Here is a 17,921-nt window from a genome sequence, read left to right as displayed (position 1 = left end):
TGCGCGGAAGGGGTAATCCGCGCGCGCGAAATAGCAAACCCCTCCCTGCCAGAGCAAGGAGGGACTTTTTCTTTTCCAAGGCCTTACACCCGGAATAACTCCCCCATCATGGAGTTACACTAACGTTGCTGAATTGTGACGTATTCAGCCCCGTGGCGCTGCCACTGGCGACCACCAGACCGATGTAGCAATTGGTGGCGAAGCTCGCACTCAGGCTGCCCACCTGTGTCCAGCTTGTGCCATTGGTGCTCTTGTAGGCGGTGATGGTGGTGCCGACGCGGGTGAGACGGACCCAGGTATTCGGCACCGTGCCGGTGCTGCTGTTGGTCGTCGATGTGGTGCCACCAGCCGTCGTGCGGCGGACCCAGCGGTAGTCGTTGTCGTCCGTCATGCCCATGAAGACATGGCGCGAATTCGTCGCCAGCGTGTCGCGAATCATCACGCCAATCCGCGAATCGGTGTTGGTGTCCTGCAAGGAGCTGATCTTGGCGATGATCTCGCCATCCCCGCTCAGCGTCTGCCACACGTAGTTGAAGGCATCATTCTGGCTGGCGAGGAAGCCGCTGCCAAGAGCACCTGCCCCAGACAACGTGTAAGTGCCAGTCCCGGACGCATAGGTGCCCGAGCCAGCGGTGATACCGGTGCCAACATCGCTATCGCTCCACGGCAGAGGCAACGGGACCAGCGCGTCACGCAGCCCGCTGACCTCAGTGGCCGACAAGGCACGCGTGTAGATGCGAACGTCATCGATCAAGCCCTTGAAGCGCTTGTTGTTGTCGCGGTTGTCGTAGCCGATGGAAACCGCGAAGGATTGCAGGGCCTGAAGCGTGCCGGTGCCCGACGCCGCCTCGACGCCATCGATGTAAACCTTCCCCGAGGTCCCGTTGCGGACGCCCGAGACATGGTGCCATTGGCCGTCATTGACCGTGCCCGTGGTCGTCAGGTCGAACTGATAGCCACCGGAGCCGTAGACCATGAAGTTCACCGTGCCGCTGGCGTTCACATTGAGAGCATACTCGCCGACGTAACCGGTAGGATCACGCTGCTCGATGACAGTGCCCAGCGGTGAAGCGGGGTTGATCTTGACCCAAGCCGACACCGAGAAGTTGCCGCTGCCGGTGAGGGCCGCGGCAGTGCCGGGGAGCACACCGTCGTCGATGCCATCGAAGTTCAGCGCATTGCCGGAAATGCCGGTGGCCCACGCCGCGCCGCTGACGGTGCCGGTGTGTGCTCCCGCCACATCCGCCGCCGTGCTGCCAGTGGTTTCATTGAGACGCCACCAGGAAGCAAGGCCTGCATAGAGCCCTTGCGGCGTAGAGCTGTTGGAATTCGGATTCGAACCGGCGGCGGCTTCGAAGCCATCGCGGAAGGTATCGCCGTCGCTGTCGACATTGTTGGGGTTGGTCCCTGCGGCGAGTTCGCCGGCGTTGCTCAAGCCATCGCCATCCGGATCGCCGCTGCCAGATTGGGCACCCACGCTGCCGAAGTTGGTGACTTCCCACGAATCAGTCAGGCCATCGCCATCCGAGTCCGGGAAATTGTCATTGATCGTCACCGTGAAGCTGGCGGTGACCAGCGTGTTGGTGCGATCGGTGCCGCGCAAGGTGATGGTCGCCGTGCCGGTCTCGAAGCCGAGACGCGTGAGCGTGAGCTGGCTGCCATTGAGCGTGGTGCCTACGAGGGTCGGCTTGTTGTTCGCATGGACGGCGAGCGTGAGCGGATCGCCGGGATCGCTGCTGACGAAGACGCCGCCGACATTGAGCACCAGCGGAGCCGCGTTCTCGTTCATGCTCTGGTTGGCCGGAGCCGCGACCAGTGTCGGAGCGTTTTCACCGGCAGTGTAGATGTCTGGCGTGGCCAGCACCTTGCGGGCGAAGCCGGGGCCTTGCCACGCAACCGAGACGTGATCGCCACCGCCGCCCTCCTTGTGCAGGATCTCGTAGTAGTAAGCGCGGCCACCGATCAGTGATTTCACCGCGGTCATCTGCGACGCATTCTCGTCCCAGCCCTGATAGTTCGTCCATCCGTTCACGCTGGCGCTGATCACCGCATTCGCGGGGTCGGTATCGGTGCTTAGCGAGAACTGGCTGGAGTCATCGCTGGCGATCCAGAACGTGTAGTTGCCGGTGGTCGGCGCCACGACCACGCCGTAGATGCGGTGGCCGAGATTGTCGCCGACGTTCTGGCCGGAATTCACCGAAGTCCAGACGGTCCGCGTGCTTGGACTGTTCGGATAGTTCGCGCTGCTGGTCAGGTTCGAGACCGAGCCCCCGGTGATGTTGTTGAAACGATCCGCCGTGACACCCGCCTGCACCGCTGTGCTTGCGATCACCTGCAGGGAGACCGGCGCGGTCGCGGTGTTAGATCCGCTGGTGATGGTGTAGCTGAATGCGTCCGGACCGGTGTAGCCGGCAGTGGGCGTGTAGATCAGCTTGCCATCGGTGTGAATCACGACCGCGCCATGTGCCGGCTGCGTGATATTCACCACGGGATTGCCGGTCACCGAGTCATTGCCCAGCACATCGAGCAAGGACGAGGTGCCGGAGATCGCCCGGCCTTGATCCGCCTTCGCGAAGGGCACGCCGCCGGTGCGATGCGCGAGCAGATAAGCACCGCCTTTTTCGCCAGTCGTCTTCTCGGCATCGCCGAGCGAGTCCTCGGTCAGGTAACCGCCCAATGAATTCCCGCCGACCACTGTCTGCATCGCGACGTAGCCGTCCTTCCCGGCATCGGTGCCGCCCCACGGGACCGACATGTCGGCACTGAGCTGCGCCGAATGGATGGTGGGAAAGCGCGGGAAGCTGTGGCTGGCACTGCTGTCGCTGAGCGATCCGAGGCCGGCGTAGGAATCGAAGCCGAGCCCACCCACCTGGATCTGATAATTGCCGAACTGATAGGAACCCGACTCCATCACGATGTAGCCGACCGTTTCATTGGCTCGGGTCGTATTCGGGTCTTCACCGACATGCTTGCCGAGCGTGAGGCGATTGTCGGTCGCCTGATACCAGAAGGCCGACCATGAAGCATCATTGCTGGTCATCACCTGGCCGAAGACCGCGGGGATAAAGTAGTGGTCGTAGCCCGTGTAGGCGAAGTCTCGGGTGGTGCCGGTGAAGGATCCTCCGCGGTCGGTCACGGTTGAGGTATACTTCACCGCCTCCATCTTGATGCCATGGGTAGCCTGGTTATACACCCCAGCTTCCACGACGAGGTATCGCACACCAGTGGGTCCCACCGGTGTGGCGGATCCATCCAGACGATCCAGGCGGATCTCGAAGGACGAGCCGCTGGCATTTCGAATGCGGCTGGCAAGCGGCGGCGCACCGGCACCGGCCAGCGGCTGTGCGACCACGACCATCGAGGTGTAGGTTTTGTCGAGCTGCACCAGGGTCCAGTTGGAACCATCCGCCACGCCATCGAAGGCAACCAGTTTCGGATCATTCGCCGCGGCGACGACCTTCACCGGGATCGTGGTAACGAACGCATTGCCGGTGGCATTCGTCACCGTGTAGGTGAAGCTATCGGAGCCGGTGTAGCCGGCAGCAGGCGTATAGGTGTAGCTGCCATTGCCAAGGTTCGCGACCACGCCGTGAGCCGGCTGCGAAACCGCGGTCAGGTTCAGTCCGCCGTCGTAGCTGAAGTCGTTGCTGCCAGGATTCTCAAAGGTGACCGTCGTGTCCTGCGCCAGCGTGAGCGACTCGGGAGTCCGGTCGACCGGCATCCAATCGGGCAATCCCGAAAGCTCGGTCTTCACCGACGCTGACACGGGCAAGAGCCAGGCCTCGAAAAACGTGGTCATGTCATAGCCCGTGCGATTGCTGAGCTGGCGGACCCATTCGTCGATCTTCCCCTGGCTGGTCGAGATCGGCGACAAGGCCGTCATTGCCGCCACGGTGTCCTTGAGAAGAGCCGGGCCGAATTGGGCGGAAAGGATGTCAAAGGGAACCACTTTCACATCCACCGCATGGTGGGCCTCCTCGGTCCAGAGGTCGGGATCGCTCGCCACGGTGAGGTAGCGATTGACCCGGCCGACAGCCAGGCACTGCTTCCACGCATAGTTGCGCTCGGTCTGTTGGAGCCACTTGCCGCCGAGGTTCGGGTTCGTTTCGCCGAAGCCGTTGAACAGCAAATTATCCGAGTCGCAGATGTGGCCGTATTCGTGGAGCGTCAGCGCGTAGGCGGATGACTTCAGGTTGAGCGAGTTGGTGATCTCGTCGGTGAGGTCATACGACTGCGGGTAGGTCGACACGCCACCGGCTGCATAAAAGTCGTGGTGCATCGGCAGCTGGCGGCCCGGATTGTAGGCATAGAACTGGCGGACCTTTCCGCAGAAGTAGTTCCACTCGGTGATCACCGCCTCCGGATCGGAGAGAGTCCGCAACCACTTGTCGGCATCGACCACCAGCGTGGCTTCAGGCGAGTCAATGACGCCGAAAGGAGTGCCTCGGCTGCGAATGCCCGCCACCCACTGTGCATCGGTGGTGGTGCCCAGCTTGAAATACGGTGCCTGCACCGCTCCCGTGACGGTGATGTTCTGGGTGCCGCTCCAAGTGACATTGCTCGGCACGATGATCTGGATGAGGCCGCCGTGGGGATTCGCGACCTGCACCGTGGTGCTGGTCACATCCCGATTGATGATCTGAGCGGGCATCACCGGATAGCTGGTCGCGTCACCGGGAGCCGAACGAAGATGGCTCGTGCGCACGTCCAGATTGATGGTCGAAAGCGCCGCGGGGAACGTGATCGTTACCAGTTCGCCAGGCGCTGCATAGAAGGGCGTGTAGATCGTCTTCTCTGAATGCGCGGCCGCGGGTGCCTCCAGGCCGAAGGTCGCATTCGTCACGCGCGGTGCGGTCGGGCTTACTGCCAGAGCAGCGCGATGAGCAGTCATCGATGCGGGCGCCAGCTTGGCGAGCTGCGAGCATTCGATGCTGAGTAGCGTGCGCTGGAATGAATCGGTCACCGGTGCCAGCGGCGTGGGCGTGATCGCTCCGACGGCATTCTTGAAGGCGGCATTCAGCCGTGCGTAGGCGATGTCATTGGGATCGAGGGATTCGAGCATCCGCTGCATCACTACCACCGCGAGGTCCTTCTGGTTCTGGGTGTAGGCTCCCGGATTCGCCATCAGGCTGACGATGGTATCCAGCGTCATCACGTCGTCCGCCCGGTTGGTCGTGAAAGGACCGGACCAGACGAGGTCATCGCTAACAAAGGCGAGACCGGCTTCGCGCAACGCAATCGCCGACGGGATCTGCCACTTCTGCTTGCCCCACCACCAGGAGTAGCCGGGCGAATAGTCGCAAAGCAGTGCGGCGCCACCATTGCTCAGGAAATTGGATACCGCGGAAATCGACGCGGCAGGCGTGTTGTTTCCGAGCCAGCCGACGAGCACATTCGCGGATGCCAGCGCGGTCGGCAAGTTTGCCTCCGTCGTGGTGGTCACGTTGGTGTAGCCCTGTGCGGCGAGCCACGTCGAACACGCCGCATTGACCGTTACGATCGCGATTCCCTTGTTGGTCGTCCCGGCGGCCCAGTTGATGGCGTTCTGGTAGTAGGTGCCGGTGTTGAACTGGCTCCCGTAGTTGTCCATGTTGAACCACTGGTGGTCCGGCATCACCACCACCCGTCCGGCCCCGAGCGTCGCGGCCGCGATCATCGGCTGGGTCTCGTTCTGACCCGCGTAGTTCGAGATGCTCACTGCGGTGGGGCCCCACACGCTCATATGGCCCGGCTGGGTGGGATCCGCGAGCTGCGCGACTCCCGTCAGGATCGCGGTGCGCACCGCCTCGACGTCATAAGCCGCATTGACCGAGATGGTCACCAGCCCGGTATCCGTCCCGCCCGTGCCATCCGCCACGGTGTAGGTGAAGCTGTCCCGTCCCGCGTAGCCGGCGGTGGGCGTGTAGCGGTAGCTATTGCCACCCAGTGCTGTTAGAGTGCCATGGGCGGGCGCCCCGACGGCGGAAATGCTCAGCGTATTGCCATCAGCATCCGTGTCGTTGAGCAACAGGTAATCGAGGACGAGTTGTGTGTCCGCCTTGCCGGCGATCACGTCGTCATAGGCGACCGGGGCCGCCGCGTTTGCCGTCAGGATAGTAAGGCCGGAGATGCACCATGGCGTCAGTCCGAGGGCTCTCCTGGCAAAGGATTTAGTGGGGTTCATGGGTCGTGGGCTTTTGGGGTCAAATCGCCTAAATCGCCGCTTATTCGGGTCATTTTTGACGATTCGAACATCTAAAAATCGCAAAACCCGCCGTCACACAATCACTTTTTATCGTTTAATGGCGATTTTTAAGATATTTTCTGCCAATCGACCCGATTCACGCGAAAAGGGCGACGGAACACCGTCGCCCTTGCGCTGATCAATCTGGATTCCCCTCCCGATGTCTTCAGGGAGTCACGCTCACGTTGCTGAACTGGGAGGTGTTCAATCCATCGGCACTACCACTGGCAACCACCAGGCCGACATAGCAGTTAGATGGGTAATTGGCAGTCAAGCTGCCGACCTGGGTCCAAGTCGTGCCGTCACTGCTCTTGTAGGCGGTAATGGTATCCCCCACCCGAGTCAGACGGACCCAGGCATTCGGCGTCGTGCCAGTGCCGCTGCTGGTGGTGGACGTGTTGCCATTCATGCCCGTCCGGCGCACCCAGCGGTAGTCGTTGTCGTCCGTCATGCCCATGAAAACATGGCGCGAGTTCGAGGCCAAGGTGTCGCGGATCATCACGCCGACCCGCGAATTCGTGCCACTGGCTTGCAGCGAATTGATCCGGGCAATGATTTCGCCATCGCCGCTGATCGTCTGCCAGACGAAGTGGAAGGCGTCATTGCGGCTGTTCAGGAAACCGCTGCCAAGAGCGCCCGCACCGGAGACCGTGTAGGTGTCGCCACTGTGCGCGGACGAGCCCGCCACGGTGCCGCTACCGATCTCCATTTCATCCCATGGCATGGGCAACGACGCGCCGACGATGTCGATCGTCAGCGTCGCGTCATCATGGGCACCGGAGACATCGGTGGCGCGGACGACGAAGACATTGCTGCCACCGCTTCCTGCCGGCGGCGTGCCACTGAGCGTTCCATTCGCGGCAACGTTCAGCCAGGGAGGACCACTGAACTTGGAATAGGTGATGGTGTCACCCGCATCCACATCGATTGCCGTTCCCGCCAAACTCGTTCCCGCGTAGGTCACTTCCTCAGTGCCGCCTTCACGCGTCATCGGATCCACGGTGAAGACCGGAGCGTCGTTCACATTGGCCACGCTGATATTGAGGACAGCATCGTCACTGGCGCCGGAGCCGTCGGTGACACGGACGGTGAAGCTATTCGCTCCCACGTCGCCATTCATCGGCAAGCCGGACAGCGCACCATTGGAAGCGACACCCAGCCATGCGGGACCGGAGACCTTGGAGTAAGTCAAGGTGTCGCCGGCATCGATATCGCCCGCGCTGCTCGCCAGCGTGCCGCTGTAGCTCTGGTCTTCGGTAGCCGCTGCACCCGCGATCGGATCGACATTGAAGGCAGGAGCATCGTTCACGTTGATGACGGTGACGTTGAAGACCGCATCATCGGTAAGTCCGCCGCTGTCGGTCACGCGGACCGTGAAACTGTTGGAGCCGACGTCGCCATTGCCGGGCGTCCCGCTGAGCACGCCGTTCGGAGCCACGCTGAGCCATGCCGGGCCGCTGAACTTGGAATAGGTCAAGTTGTCGCCTGCATCCACGTCGCTCGCCGTGCCACCAATGCTGCCGGAATAGGCGCTATCCTCGGTGGCATTGCCGCCGGTCATCGGATCCGCGGCGAAAACGGGCGCATCGTTGGTATTCGTCACCGTGATGGACATCGTGGCGTCATCACTCAGACCGCCGGGATCGGTAACGCGGACGGTGAAGGTGTTCACCCCCACGTTGGCATTCAACGGCGTGCCGGAGAGAGCGCCGTTTGAAGCCACGCTCAGCCACGCCGGTCCCGTGAGCTTCGAATAGGTCAACGTGTCGCCGAAATCGGGATCGCTGACATTCGCAGCAAGGTTGCCACTATAGGCCGAGTCCTCGGGTGCCGCGGCCTTGACCACGGGGTCCGTGGTGAAAGCAGGAGCACGATTCGGCACGAGCGCATCATGGAGGCCATCAACCTCTGCGGCGGAAAGCGCGCGCTCGTAGATGCGCACATCGTCGATCAAGCCATCGAAGCGCTTGGTATTGTCACGAGCGTCGTAGCCGATCGCGACGGCTCGTGACAGCAGTGGCTGGGTGGTTCCGCTGCCGGCCGCCGCTTCCACGCCGTCGATGTAGATCTTCCCGGAAGTCCCGCTGCGCAGCGCGGCGAGGTGATGCCACTGGCCGTCATTGATCGCGCCGGTGGTGGTCAGGTCGAACTGATAGGCGCTGCCGCCATAGATGAAGAAATTCACCGTGCCGTTCGCGTTCACGTTCAGCATGTAGTTTCCTTGCTGTCCGGTCCCTCCGGAATCGCGCTGCTGGATCACGGTACCCAGGGGCGAACCGGGATCGACCTTCACCCAGGCCGTCAGCGAGAGATCACCCAAACCAATGATCGCGGCAGACGTGCCGACCAGCACGCCATCATCCACGCCATCGAAGCTCAGCGCATTGCCGGTGATGCCACTCGTCCATAGCGCACCGGTAACGGTGCCATCCTGAACTCGGCCCGTGGTATCGTCGGCGTTGATTCCGCTGGTTTCATTCAGCTTCCACCAGGCGCGGAGGTTGGCGTAGAGCGCGGGCGGCTGCGATGCCGCGGAATTCGGGTTCGTGCCAAGCGCCGTCTCGAGACCGGTGGTGAATCCATCACCGTCCGGGTCGCCGGCGGGGTTCGTATCGACGACAGAAATTGCCGAACCAGCCGAAGTCACGCCACCGCCGGTGTAGGTCACCTTCGCCGTGAGTGTGAAATTCCCAGCCGTGGCACCCGACCACGTCGCGCTGTAGGGAGAGGAGTTGTCGGAGCCGATCAGGGTCGCGTCACGATAGAACTCCACCGCGGTGATCGCCATCGAACCGCCCGCCACATTCGCCGTGAGCGTCACATTATCTCCTGCATTGAAGGAGCTGCCCGCGCTTGGCGAGGTGAGCACGATGCTCGGCGGCACCGGCGGATTCTCGAAGTTCGCGCCAGCGACATTCGGGAAAACCACGCTCGCCGGGATTGCCTGGCGGGAGATGCCGGGGCCTTGCCACGCCACGGACACGTGGTCGCCGCCGCCGCCTTCCTTCTGCTGGGCTTCCAGCCAATAGACCTTCCCAGCAACCAGCGGGATCGCCGCAGACTTTTGCTGCGACTGTGAATCCCACGCTTGGTAATTCGTGTAGCCGTCGACGTTGGCGATCTCCACCTTGTTGGCGGGGAAACCGTCGCTGCTCAGGTAGAGGCGGCAGTCGTCGTCGCCCGCGATCCAGAACGTGTAGTCGCCAGTGGTGGCAGGCTTGAGATAGCCGGTGAGACGGCGCGAGTAGTTGTCGGCCACGTCCTGGGCCGACGTGAAATTCGGGCGAGTGCCGGTGTAAGCAGCCGTCCCGGTCCAGTCCTCGTTGTCGAAGGCGGAGTTCCCGTTCCACCGCTGCTCCACCACGCCATTGGCCGGGGCATTGCAGATCACGTTGACAAAGCCGTCGCCCGCAGCGCCGACGTTATCGGTGGCGCGCACGACCAGTTGAACACTGCCCGGATTTGGCAGCGCACCGGGCGTGACCAGCGAGACCTGCCCCGAGGCATTGATCGCAAAGGCATTCCCGGTATTGCCTGCCACGATGCTCCACCCGGTGATGCTACGGCCAGAAGCCGGCGTGGCGGTGGACGTGCCGATCACGGCGCCCGAAGCCATCGCCGAAGTGGCGGTGGCAAAGACCGCGTTCACCACCGGCGTGTCGGTGTCGCGCAGCGTGATGACGTGCGTCGACGGCGACGCAAGGCTTGCCCCGGAAGGGCTCGTGAGGGACACGACAATCGCCTCCGGTGCTTCGCCGATCGCGTCGGAAAGGATCGTAAGCGGCAGCAGCTTCACCTGCTCGCCGGCGGCGAAGGTCAGGGTGCCGGGCGTGAGATTGTAGTCACTGCCAGCGGTCGCAGTGCCGGTGACGGTAAATTGTACGGTGACCGGCGTACTTCCCGCAGGACGATCCAGCACTGCCATCAACATCGGCTCGCTGCCATCGGCTTCGGTGCGGGTCGTCGCGGGCGTGGCCAGCCTGACAAAGCGTGGCGCGGTATTCTCCGGCGTGGCCAGCGTGATCGGGGTGCGGCTGAAATTCGGTCCCTGCCATGCCACGGATACGTGGTCGCCTCCGCCACCCTCCTGGTGCTGGACTTCCATGTAATACGACTGCCCGGCCGTCAGCGTGATATTTGCGGAAGCCTGTGACGCATTGGCGTCCCAGTTCTGGAAGTTGGTATAAGTGGAGAGCGTGGCGATCTGAACCTTCTGCGCCGCCGACGAGGTCGTGCTCAGGTAGAGCCGCGAGGCATCGTCGGATGCGATCCAGAACTTGTAGGTGCCAGTGACCGGCGCGACGATCTGGCCGGTCAAGCGGCGCGAATAGTTGTCGGCGACATCCTGCGGCGTGGTGAATGAGTAGAGGACGCCGGCATAGTTCGGCGTATTCGTGCTCCACGACTGGTTCGTGTAGACCGCGGTATTTCCCCAGCGCTCTTCCAGCACCATCGCCGATGGCGCCGCATCGAAGATCAGCAACGACTGCTTCGCCAGGCCCGGCGAGAGCGCTGCGAACCGCGGCGCGCGCAACTCCAGCATCGCGGTCTCCACCGGTTCCATCACGCCATCGTTCTTGATACGGACGCGAATATTCTGCGAGGTCACACCCGGTGCGAAGGTCAGGGTTCCGCCGGGAATCGGAACATTACCCGCCGTGACGAAGGACCAGTCGATGTCATCGCCCGAGGCACTGCCGCCGCTCGAGGTATAGTCCACGGTCACCGTGTTCGCCGAGGAGGCGGAAAGCGTCACCGGGATATCGCGGTATTCGCCGCCCGCATCATTCTCGCTCACCGTCACCGTCGCGGCCTGGAAGCCGACGGCGACCGACGGGGTCTCATTGTCGATGATCTCATACGTCGCGGACCCCGGGCGATCCGGGCCGTAGCCGGTGCCGGGGAGCACGGTAACGGTGACCGTCTCGGTGCCTTCCGCGATCGCGTCGTCGGTCGGCGTCATCAGCACGTCCACGCCAGTCTGGCCATTGGGGATCACCACGCTGCCTGTCAGGGAGGCGTAGTCCACGCCATTGGTCGCGGTGCCAGAGATCGCGTAGTTCACCGTGAGATCACCGGCGCTTAAGGTCCGCGAGAAATAAAACTGCCCGGTAGCACCCGCCTCGCTCGGCGATTGGTTGGCGGTGGAGACCATCACGCGATCGCTGCCGCTGTCATTGTCGCGGATGATCGCTTCGGCCGAGGCACTGTTATAGATCTTGTAGTTGGCGCTGGGAGTGATCGTCACGATCACCGTCTCGGTCGATTCCGCGACGGCATCATTGATCACCGGGATCGTCAGGGTGACATCGTTCGTCCCGGTAGCCGGGATGGAAACGCTGCCGGAAAGCGCCGAGAAGTCGCTGCCGGAAGTCGCGGTGCCGCTGACCGTGTAGTTCACCGTGACATTGCCACCGCCGGTTCCCACCGCGCGGAAGATCACTGTCGGATTCGAACCACCCTCGGCGCCTACCGTGCCGGCACGCAGGCTGATCACGGGAACGTCGGAATTGTCGGCGATCATCACCGTGCCCTGGAAAGAGGAGCCCAGGCTGTAGGCATCGTTGAAGGTGGTCACGGCAAGCACCACACTCTCCGCCGGCTCGCCGAGATCGTCATTGTAGGGAGCGATGACCACCGGCGCGCTGGTCGCTCCGGCGGGAATGGTCACCTCGCCATTCAGCGCCGCATAGTCGGTCCCGTGCAGCGCACTACCATGGACGCCGTAGTAAACCTTCAACGGAGCTGCCGTGCTGCCGGTGCGACTGATCAGAAATAGTCCCGAGTCCGGCCCTGCCTCCGAGGCGGAAGGATCCGGCACGCTGACCGTGACCACCGGCGTATCGTCATCAGTAAGCGTGACGGTGGCCGTGGTGGAGGCAGTGTCGCGAATGTAGGCCGCGTTCGTGTTGATCGTGGCGATGATCGTCTCGGGGACCTCGATCGCAGTATCATTGAGAGGGTTCACCGCGAGCGTGAAGCTGCTTTGACCCGCGGGAATCGTGACCGTCGTCGGCAAGGTCGTGACGTCGGAGCCGTTGGTGAACGTGCCGCTCCAGGCAACCGACACATTTAGCGCCGCGGCCGTGGAACCAATGCGCGTGAAAGTGAAGCTGGCGGCATCGGCGGGAGCTTCCGTGGCATAGGGATCGTTCGAAACCACGGCCACCTGCGGCAGCGCGGTGTCGTTGTCACCCACCGTCATCACCATGGAATTGCCGGCGTTCGAGAGATAATTGCCATTCGACGCGAGCTGGAGCGTGATCGTTTCCGGTCCTTCCTGCGCGGTATCATTCACCGCGGCCACATTCACCACCAGCGAGGCCTGGCCCGCGGGAATCGTGAAGGTCCAATAGCTACCATCTGACACGTAGTCGGGCGCGAAGGTATAGTCGGTCGTCTTCGTCGCGGTGCCTCCGACCGGCGAAACGCGGACGGCGAGACTCGCGGTCGTGTCGCCGGTGCGGGTGAGCGTGAAGGAGCCATTTGCTCCGCCCTCCACCGGATCGGCCGTCTTCGTCAGCGTGACAAAGGTCGAGTTGCCGGCGGTCCAGTCGACGGTGTTGGCACCGGCGACGACATTGAGCGGACTGGTAGAGGAGGACGGAGTGAAGGTGAAGCCGTTCAGGGTGGCAGTCAGAGTGTTCGAGCCGGTGCTGAGGCCCGACAGCGCATAGTTGCCACTGGAATCGGTAAAGGCGTACTTGGTGCCATTCGAAACCCGCACGCCTTGCAGCGGCTGCGCATTCCACGTGATCGCGCCGGTCACCGTCTGCTTGCCGTGGCTGCCCACGTTGATCACGACATGGCGACGGGCGGTGCCGCCCTTCATGTCGGAGACGGTCAGCATCGCCGTCACCTGCGAGACCGTCGTGAAGGTGCGGGTCACCACCGCGCTATTCGCGGCCGTAACGCCATCATCGAAGTCCCAGTAGTAGGCAAGCGCATCGCCATCGGCATCGCTCGCTGTCGCCGTGAAGGTCACGCTGCCATTGGCCGCGATCGTGGTGGCGCTGGCATTGAGCGTGAGCGTCGGCGCGTTGTTACCCGGAAATGGACCGCGGTAGTAGGCGACATCGAGGGAAGGCGGCGAAGTCGCATTCTTCCCGATCACCGTGAAATGCATGTCCGCCTCGAGGTCGGAGTAGGTGCGACCGATGGCGATGCCCCCGTCACCCTTCCCGCCCGAACTGCCCGGTGTGGTATCGAGCAAGTGGCCGGCATTGCTGCCCATGCCGCTGTAGAGAACCAACGCTGAATTCGCGAGCAGCCCGCCACGCGCCTCGTGGAACTCGACGTTGTATTGGCGGACGCTGTCCTTCGCCACCGTCAGCGCATACCGCTTCCCTTCCTCGAGCTGCGGCTGGTCGTAGGCGTAGATGCGATAGACGCCGTTCGTCTTCGGCTGGTGGACATAGGCGTCAGGCAGCCAGCCGAGGGCGCGCTTGCTGATGGTATTGTAGTGAGCGCTGAAGCCGCCGCCGCCGCCCATCACGTCGAAGGAGTTGCCATACTCCTCATTGGCTCCGTTTCCGTAGGCAGTGCCGTCGGTCGTGCTCCAGTAGTTCGCGTGGTTGCGGCCGAGCGAGTGGCCGCACTCGTGATTGAGCACGTCCATGCCACCCCAGGTGATCCACACGCTGGAGCCGCCGCCCCACGAGATGCCTTCGAGGCGTGGACCACCATTGATGCGGACGATGATGCAGTCGTATTGGTTCGAGTCGTAGCCAAGCTTGCGCGCCTCATTGCGCGACTCGGTGTGAATCAGGCCGAGTCCGTCCACATCGGCGTCCTTCGCCTTGTACCATGCCATCGTGTGCGGCAGAGTGACCAGCGAGGTGACCGTGGTGGTGGTGGTCATCTTCCCATACGAGCTTTCGAGGTAGTAGCGCGCGGTATTCCGCATGTCGCTGTAGGCTTCCTCCTCGGTATTCGGCGCCGAGACCTGTTCCTGATACGTCGCCCGGATGTAGAGGCAGCGAAGGTTGCCGATCGCCCGCGATGAAGTCCCCGGGAAATTGTCCGTGAAGAAGCCCGCACCGCCGGGTCCGCTCGCCTGGATCCACGTGCGGTATTCATCTTCCAGCACGGAGACGTGCGAGCCGTTGCAAAGCGTGATGACGCGCCCGCCAATTTCGACCGTCGGCGTCTGATCACTCACCGCTTCACCGGTCGAGACAGCTTGGGTCGTCTCGCCGGAAACCGGACAGGTTTCTTCGACCACCGTGCCTGCGGGGATGCGCTCGCCCACTTCCAGCGGCCGCACCCCATTCTGAGCGATGGCCAATTCACGATCGACCGCCACCCCTTGCAGCGGCACGCCCTTTCGCGAGGTGACGTTCTCCAGTTCGCCGAAAACCCGGGCCTTGTAGCTCACGCCATTCGCCTCGAAATAGCGCATCGTGAGCTGGTCGCCCCGCAGTTGCATCCCCTCCGCGGGACGTCCCTGATAGACATTGAAATCCCCTGTGGAAGAAACCGGTGCCTCCAACTGCGCCACGATCTCCTCCGGCAAGTCCTGCCGCACCACGCGCGGCACCGCTTTCTCCAAGGCCAGCCGCGGATTCGTCGCGATCAGCGCCTTGAACTCCGGACGACGCGCCGTCGCGAGCTGAGCCCCTTCCCCCGACATCGCCACGCGTACTTCCGGCGTCGCGGCCTTCCACCGCCCCACCCAGCCATCGAAAGCCTCGATCTTCGATAAGTCCGGTTGCGGCGGGGTTTCTCTCGCCCATGCTCCGAAATCAGCCGGCGCTTCATCCACAGCCGCCGTGGCCTCAGCTCCTTTCACCTCCGGATTGGCACCAGCCTCCGGAGCGACCTCCTCGTCCACCGGTGGCAGGCTTGCGACCTTGCTAGAAACCGGTGCAGTGGCGCGCGGACCTGAGTCCGGCCACAGCACGACGGCCGTGATCACGCCCAGCGATGCTGCGCTGAGCAGGAGGAGTTGGCGGGTTTTCATGAGTTAACGGGTTTCTCGGGAAGAAATCAGATCCCGAGTCGAGGTCGAGACCGGGCTGCAACAAACGAATCAACGGAGCAATCGCCAGACGGACGGCTCCGTCATGGCAACTTCCGAAACGCCGGGGAAAGTCACCTTCAACGGCACCGGCGCGCACCATGAAGCTCCTCGCGTATTAATCACTTAAGCCCCATCCCACCCCTAACGGTCAACACATGAGTTTCCAATTGCTCACTTTTTACCCCACAAAATAACCACCAGTCCCAAATCGGACTCACATAGGAAACGATAATGATGCGGTAAATAAGGAATCCAAACTGGTAGAATCCGGCGGCGGGCTCCGTAATCGCGCGCATGACGCAAGCGAGTCGTTTCTTGTCCTTGGCCTTGGTCGCCTTTGCCGCGCTCCCCGCCACCGCCGAAGTGCGGTTGCCGCGGATCTTCACCGATGGGGCTGTCCTGCAGCGCGACCGCGCCGTGCCGGTCTGGGGCCAGGCCGATCCGGGCAAGAAGGTCACCGTGAAATTCGCCGGCCAAGAGAAGTCGGCGCAAGCGGCGGGCGATGGCAAATGGCGCATCGATCTGGACGCCATGCCCGCCTCCGCCGAGAACCGGGTCCTCGAAGCCGCCGAGGAAGGCGGCAATCGCGTGGAGGTGAAGGACGTCCTCGTCGGCGAGGTCTGGCTCGCCTCCGGCCAGTCGAACATGGAGCTAAGCGTCGGAGGGACCCTCAAGGAGAACCAAGACATCGCGAAGTCCGGACCCGTTCCCCTGCTCCGCCTGATCACCGTCCCCAAGAAACTTTCTCCCTACCGGCTGGACGATTTCGAAGGCCAGTGGACTCCCGCCACACCCGACTCGGCCATGCCCTTCTCTGCCGTGGCCTATTTCTTCGGCCGCAAGCTGACGGAGGAACTCGGCGTCCCGGTCGGCCTGATCCACTCCTCGTGGGGCGGCTCGCGCATCGAGCCGTGGCTGGCGGACGAGGGCTTCGAGGGCATCGAGGACTTGCGCGACATGCGGGACTTCCGCGACGCCCGCACGCCCGGCTCGCCGAAGTATGATGACCTCATGCGCCGTCACCTGACCGCGACCCGCGCCTGGCTGGATGCCGCCGAGCGGGCGCTCCAGGCTCACCAGGCGCTGCCCGGCCAACCTTCCGCGCCGCCAGTGCTGCCGATCGGTTCCAATCAGGCGACCGGCACCTATCAGGCGATGATTCACCCGCTGGTCCCTTACGGCTTGCGCGGCTTCCTCTGGTATCAGGGCGAGTCGAATGTCGGTGAAGGGATGCTCTACACGCTGAAGATGCAGGCCCTGATCCAAGGCTGGCGGAAGCAGTTCGCCGTCCCCGAGGCACCCTTCCTCTACGTCCAGCTCGCCCCGTATGGCTACGGCGACGAACGCGAAGGCGCCCTGCAAGCGCTCTGGGCCGCGCAACGTGACGCCCTCAAGATCCCGCACACCGGCATGGCCGTCACCATGGACATCGGCACGCCCAATGACATTCACCCCAAGAACAAGCTGGATGTCGGATACCGCCTCGCCCGCTGGGCACTCGCCGATACCTACGGCAAAACCAACGTCGTGAAGTCCGGCCCGCTTTATCAAAGTTTCAAGGTCGACGGGAATTCCATCCGCCTCCAATTCCAATACGCCGATGGCCTCGCCACCCGCGATGGCAAGGCACCGAGCTACTTCGAAGTCGCCGGCCCGGACTGGAACTTCCAGCCCGCCACCGCCGAGATCGCTGGCAACGAGGTTGTCCTCAAGTCCGACAAGGTCGCCCAGCCGGTGATGGCCCGCTACGGCTGGTATCAGAAGGCCGAACCGAACCTGATGAACAAGGAAGGTCTGCCCGCCTCCTCCTTCCACACCCACTGGCCGGATGATCCGGTGCTCGGCCGCAATGTCGCCTTCCAAAAGCCCTTCACCTCCAGCGATCCTAACAAGAGCGGCTGGAACGCCGGCCTCACCGATGGCAATTGGGAAGGTGGTGCGGGCTCCTGCTTCGCCACCGGCGATGCCCCGGCTTTCCCGAAACATGTCACTCTCGACCTCGGTCGCTCCCGTGACATCCAGGCCGTGCGCTTCGGCGTGCCGGATTACGGCGCCACCAAGACCATCGTCATTTCCGTGAGCCCTGACGGCAAGGAGTTCCAGGAAGTCGGCAAGCACGAGTTCGCCGGCAAGACCCGCGCCGGCACCGAGCTCCGCTTCGACAAGCGCCCCGTGCGCTTCGTCCGCGCCACTTTCGCCGATCACCACGACAAGCAGGACCAGTACAGCGAGAACCACGGGTTCCTGACCGAGCTGGAGGCTTACGGTTCGGCGCAGTGAAGTCGGATGAATGGGATACTCCCCTCATACCACTGCTCCGCCTGTGACTTCGGCTTTGTAGCCGGCTGGTCTCATCAGCTCTTTGGCAGCCACGCCTACTGTCGTGCTTGTGCAGCGCGCCTGCTATTCCGCTCTCTCACGTCGGAATGGGCACCAGAGCCGGGCGAGACCTTGCAGGCATATCACTTCACCGATGAAAGATGGCGGGCGACGCGGCTGACGCTGCCGCCCTTCCCCGGTCCCTCGAATCCGTCGGAAGAAGCCTATCAGAAGTTCCTCTTGGAAGTCCTGCCAGACCTAGCTTGCCCGTGCTGCTCCACAGCGGGCGCAATCGCCTCGCGTCCAGAGGAAGGCGAGTCTTGTCCGGGCTGCCGGATCGGCGAGCTCGTGCTCATG

The 17,921-nt window shown here is 63.0% G+C and carries 3 protein-coding genes; 1 reads left to right on the top strand and 2 read right to left on the bottom strand.

Annotation, left to right across the window (positions count from 1 at the left end; genetic code table 11):
• Positions 1–106: 106 nt before the first annotated feature.
• Together WKV53_RS16255 and WKV53_RS16250 are read right to left on the bottom strand one after the other, a co-directional pair.
• Positions 107–6,163: an Ig-like domain-containing protein gene (locus WKV53_RS16255; protein ID WP_341405829.1), complete on the bottom strand. Its 6,057-nt coding sequence runs from the start codon at positions 6,161–6,163 to the stop codon at positions 107–109.
• A 226-nt stretch (positions 6,164–6,389) separates the two neighbouring features.
• The gene (locus WKV53_RS16250) at positions 6,390–15,185 is read right to left on the bottom strand and encodes a Calx-beta domain-containing protein (protein ID WP_341405828.1); all 8,796 of its coding nucleotides are present in this window, start codon (positions 15,183–15,185) and stop codon (positions 6,390–6,392) included.
• A 354-nt stretch (positions 15,186–15,539) separates the two neighbouring features.
• Here WKV53_RS16250 and WKV53_RS16245 point away from each other — a divergent pair, with 354 nt between their 5' ends.
• On the top strand, positions 15,540–17,525 hold the full coding sequence (locus WKV53_RS16245) for a sialate O-acetylesterase (RefSeq protein WP_341405827.1): 1,986 nt from the start codon (positions 15,540–15,542) through the stop codon (positions 17,523–17,525).
• Positions 17,526–17,921: the final 396 nt, after the last annotated feature.

It is taken from the genome of Luteolibacter sp. Y139 (genome assembly GCF_038066715.1).
GTDB classification, from domain to species: domain Bacteria; phylum Verrucomicrobiota; class Verrucomicrobiia; order Verrucomicrobiales; family Akkermansiaceae; genus Haloferula; species Haloferula soli.
The sequence above is the reverse complement of the archived record's forward strand: the minus strand, read 5'-3'. Positions and strand labels throughout refer to the sequence as shown.

Bases quoted from the DNA above. Each gene is read 5' to 3' on its own strand.
- WKV53_RS16255 (WP_341405829.1), bottom strand. From the start codon at position 6,163: ATGAACCCCACTAAATCCTTTGCCAGGAGAGCCCTCGGACTGACGCCA.
- WKV53_RS16250 (WP_341405828.1), bottom strand. From the start codon at position 15,185: ATGAAAACCCGCCAACTCCTCCTGCTCAGCGCAGCATCGCTGGGCGTG.
- WKV53_RS16245 (WP_341405827.1), top strand. From the start codon at position 15,540: ATGACGCAAGCGAGTCGTTTCTTGTCCTTGGCCTTGGTCGCCTTTGCC.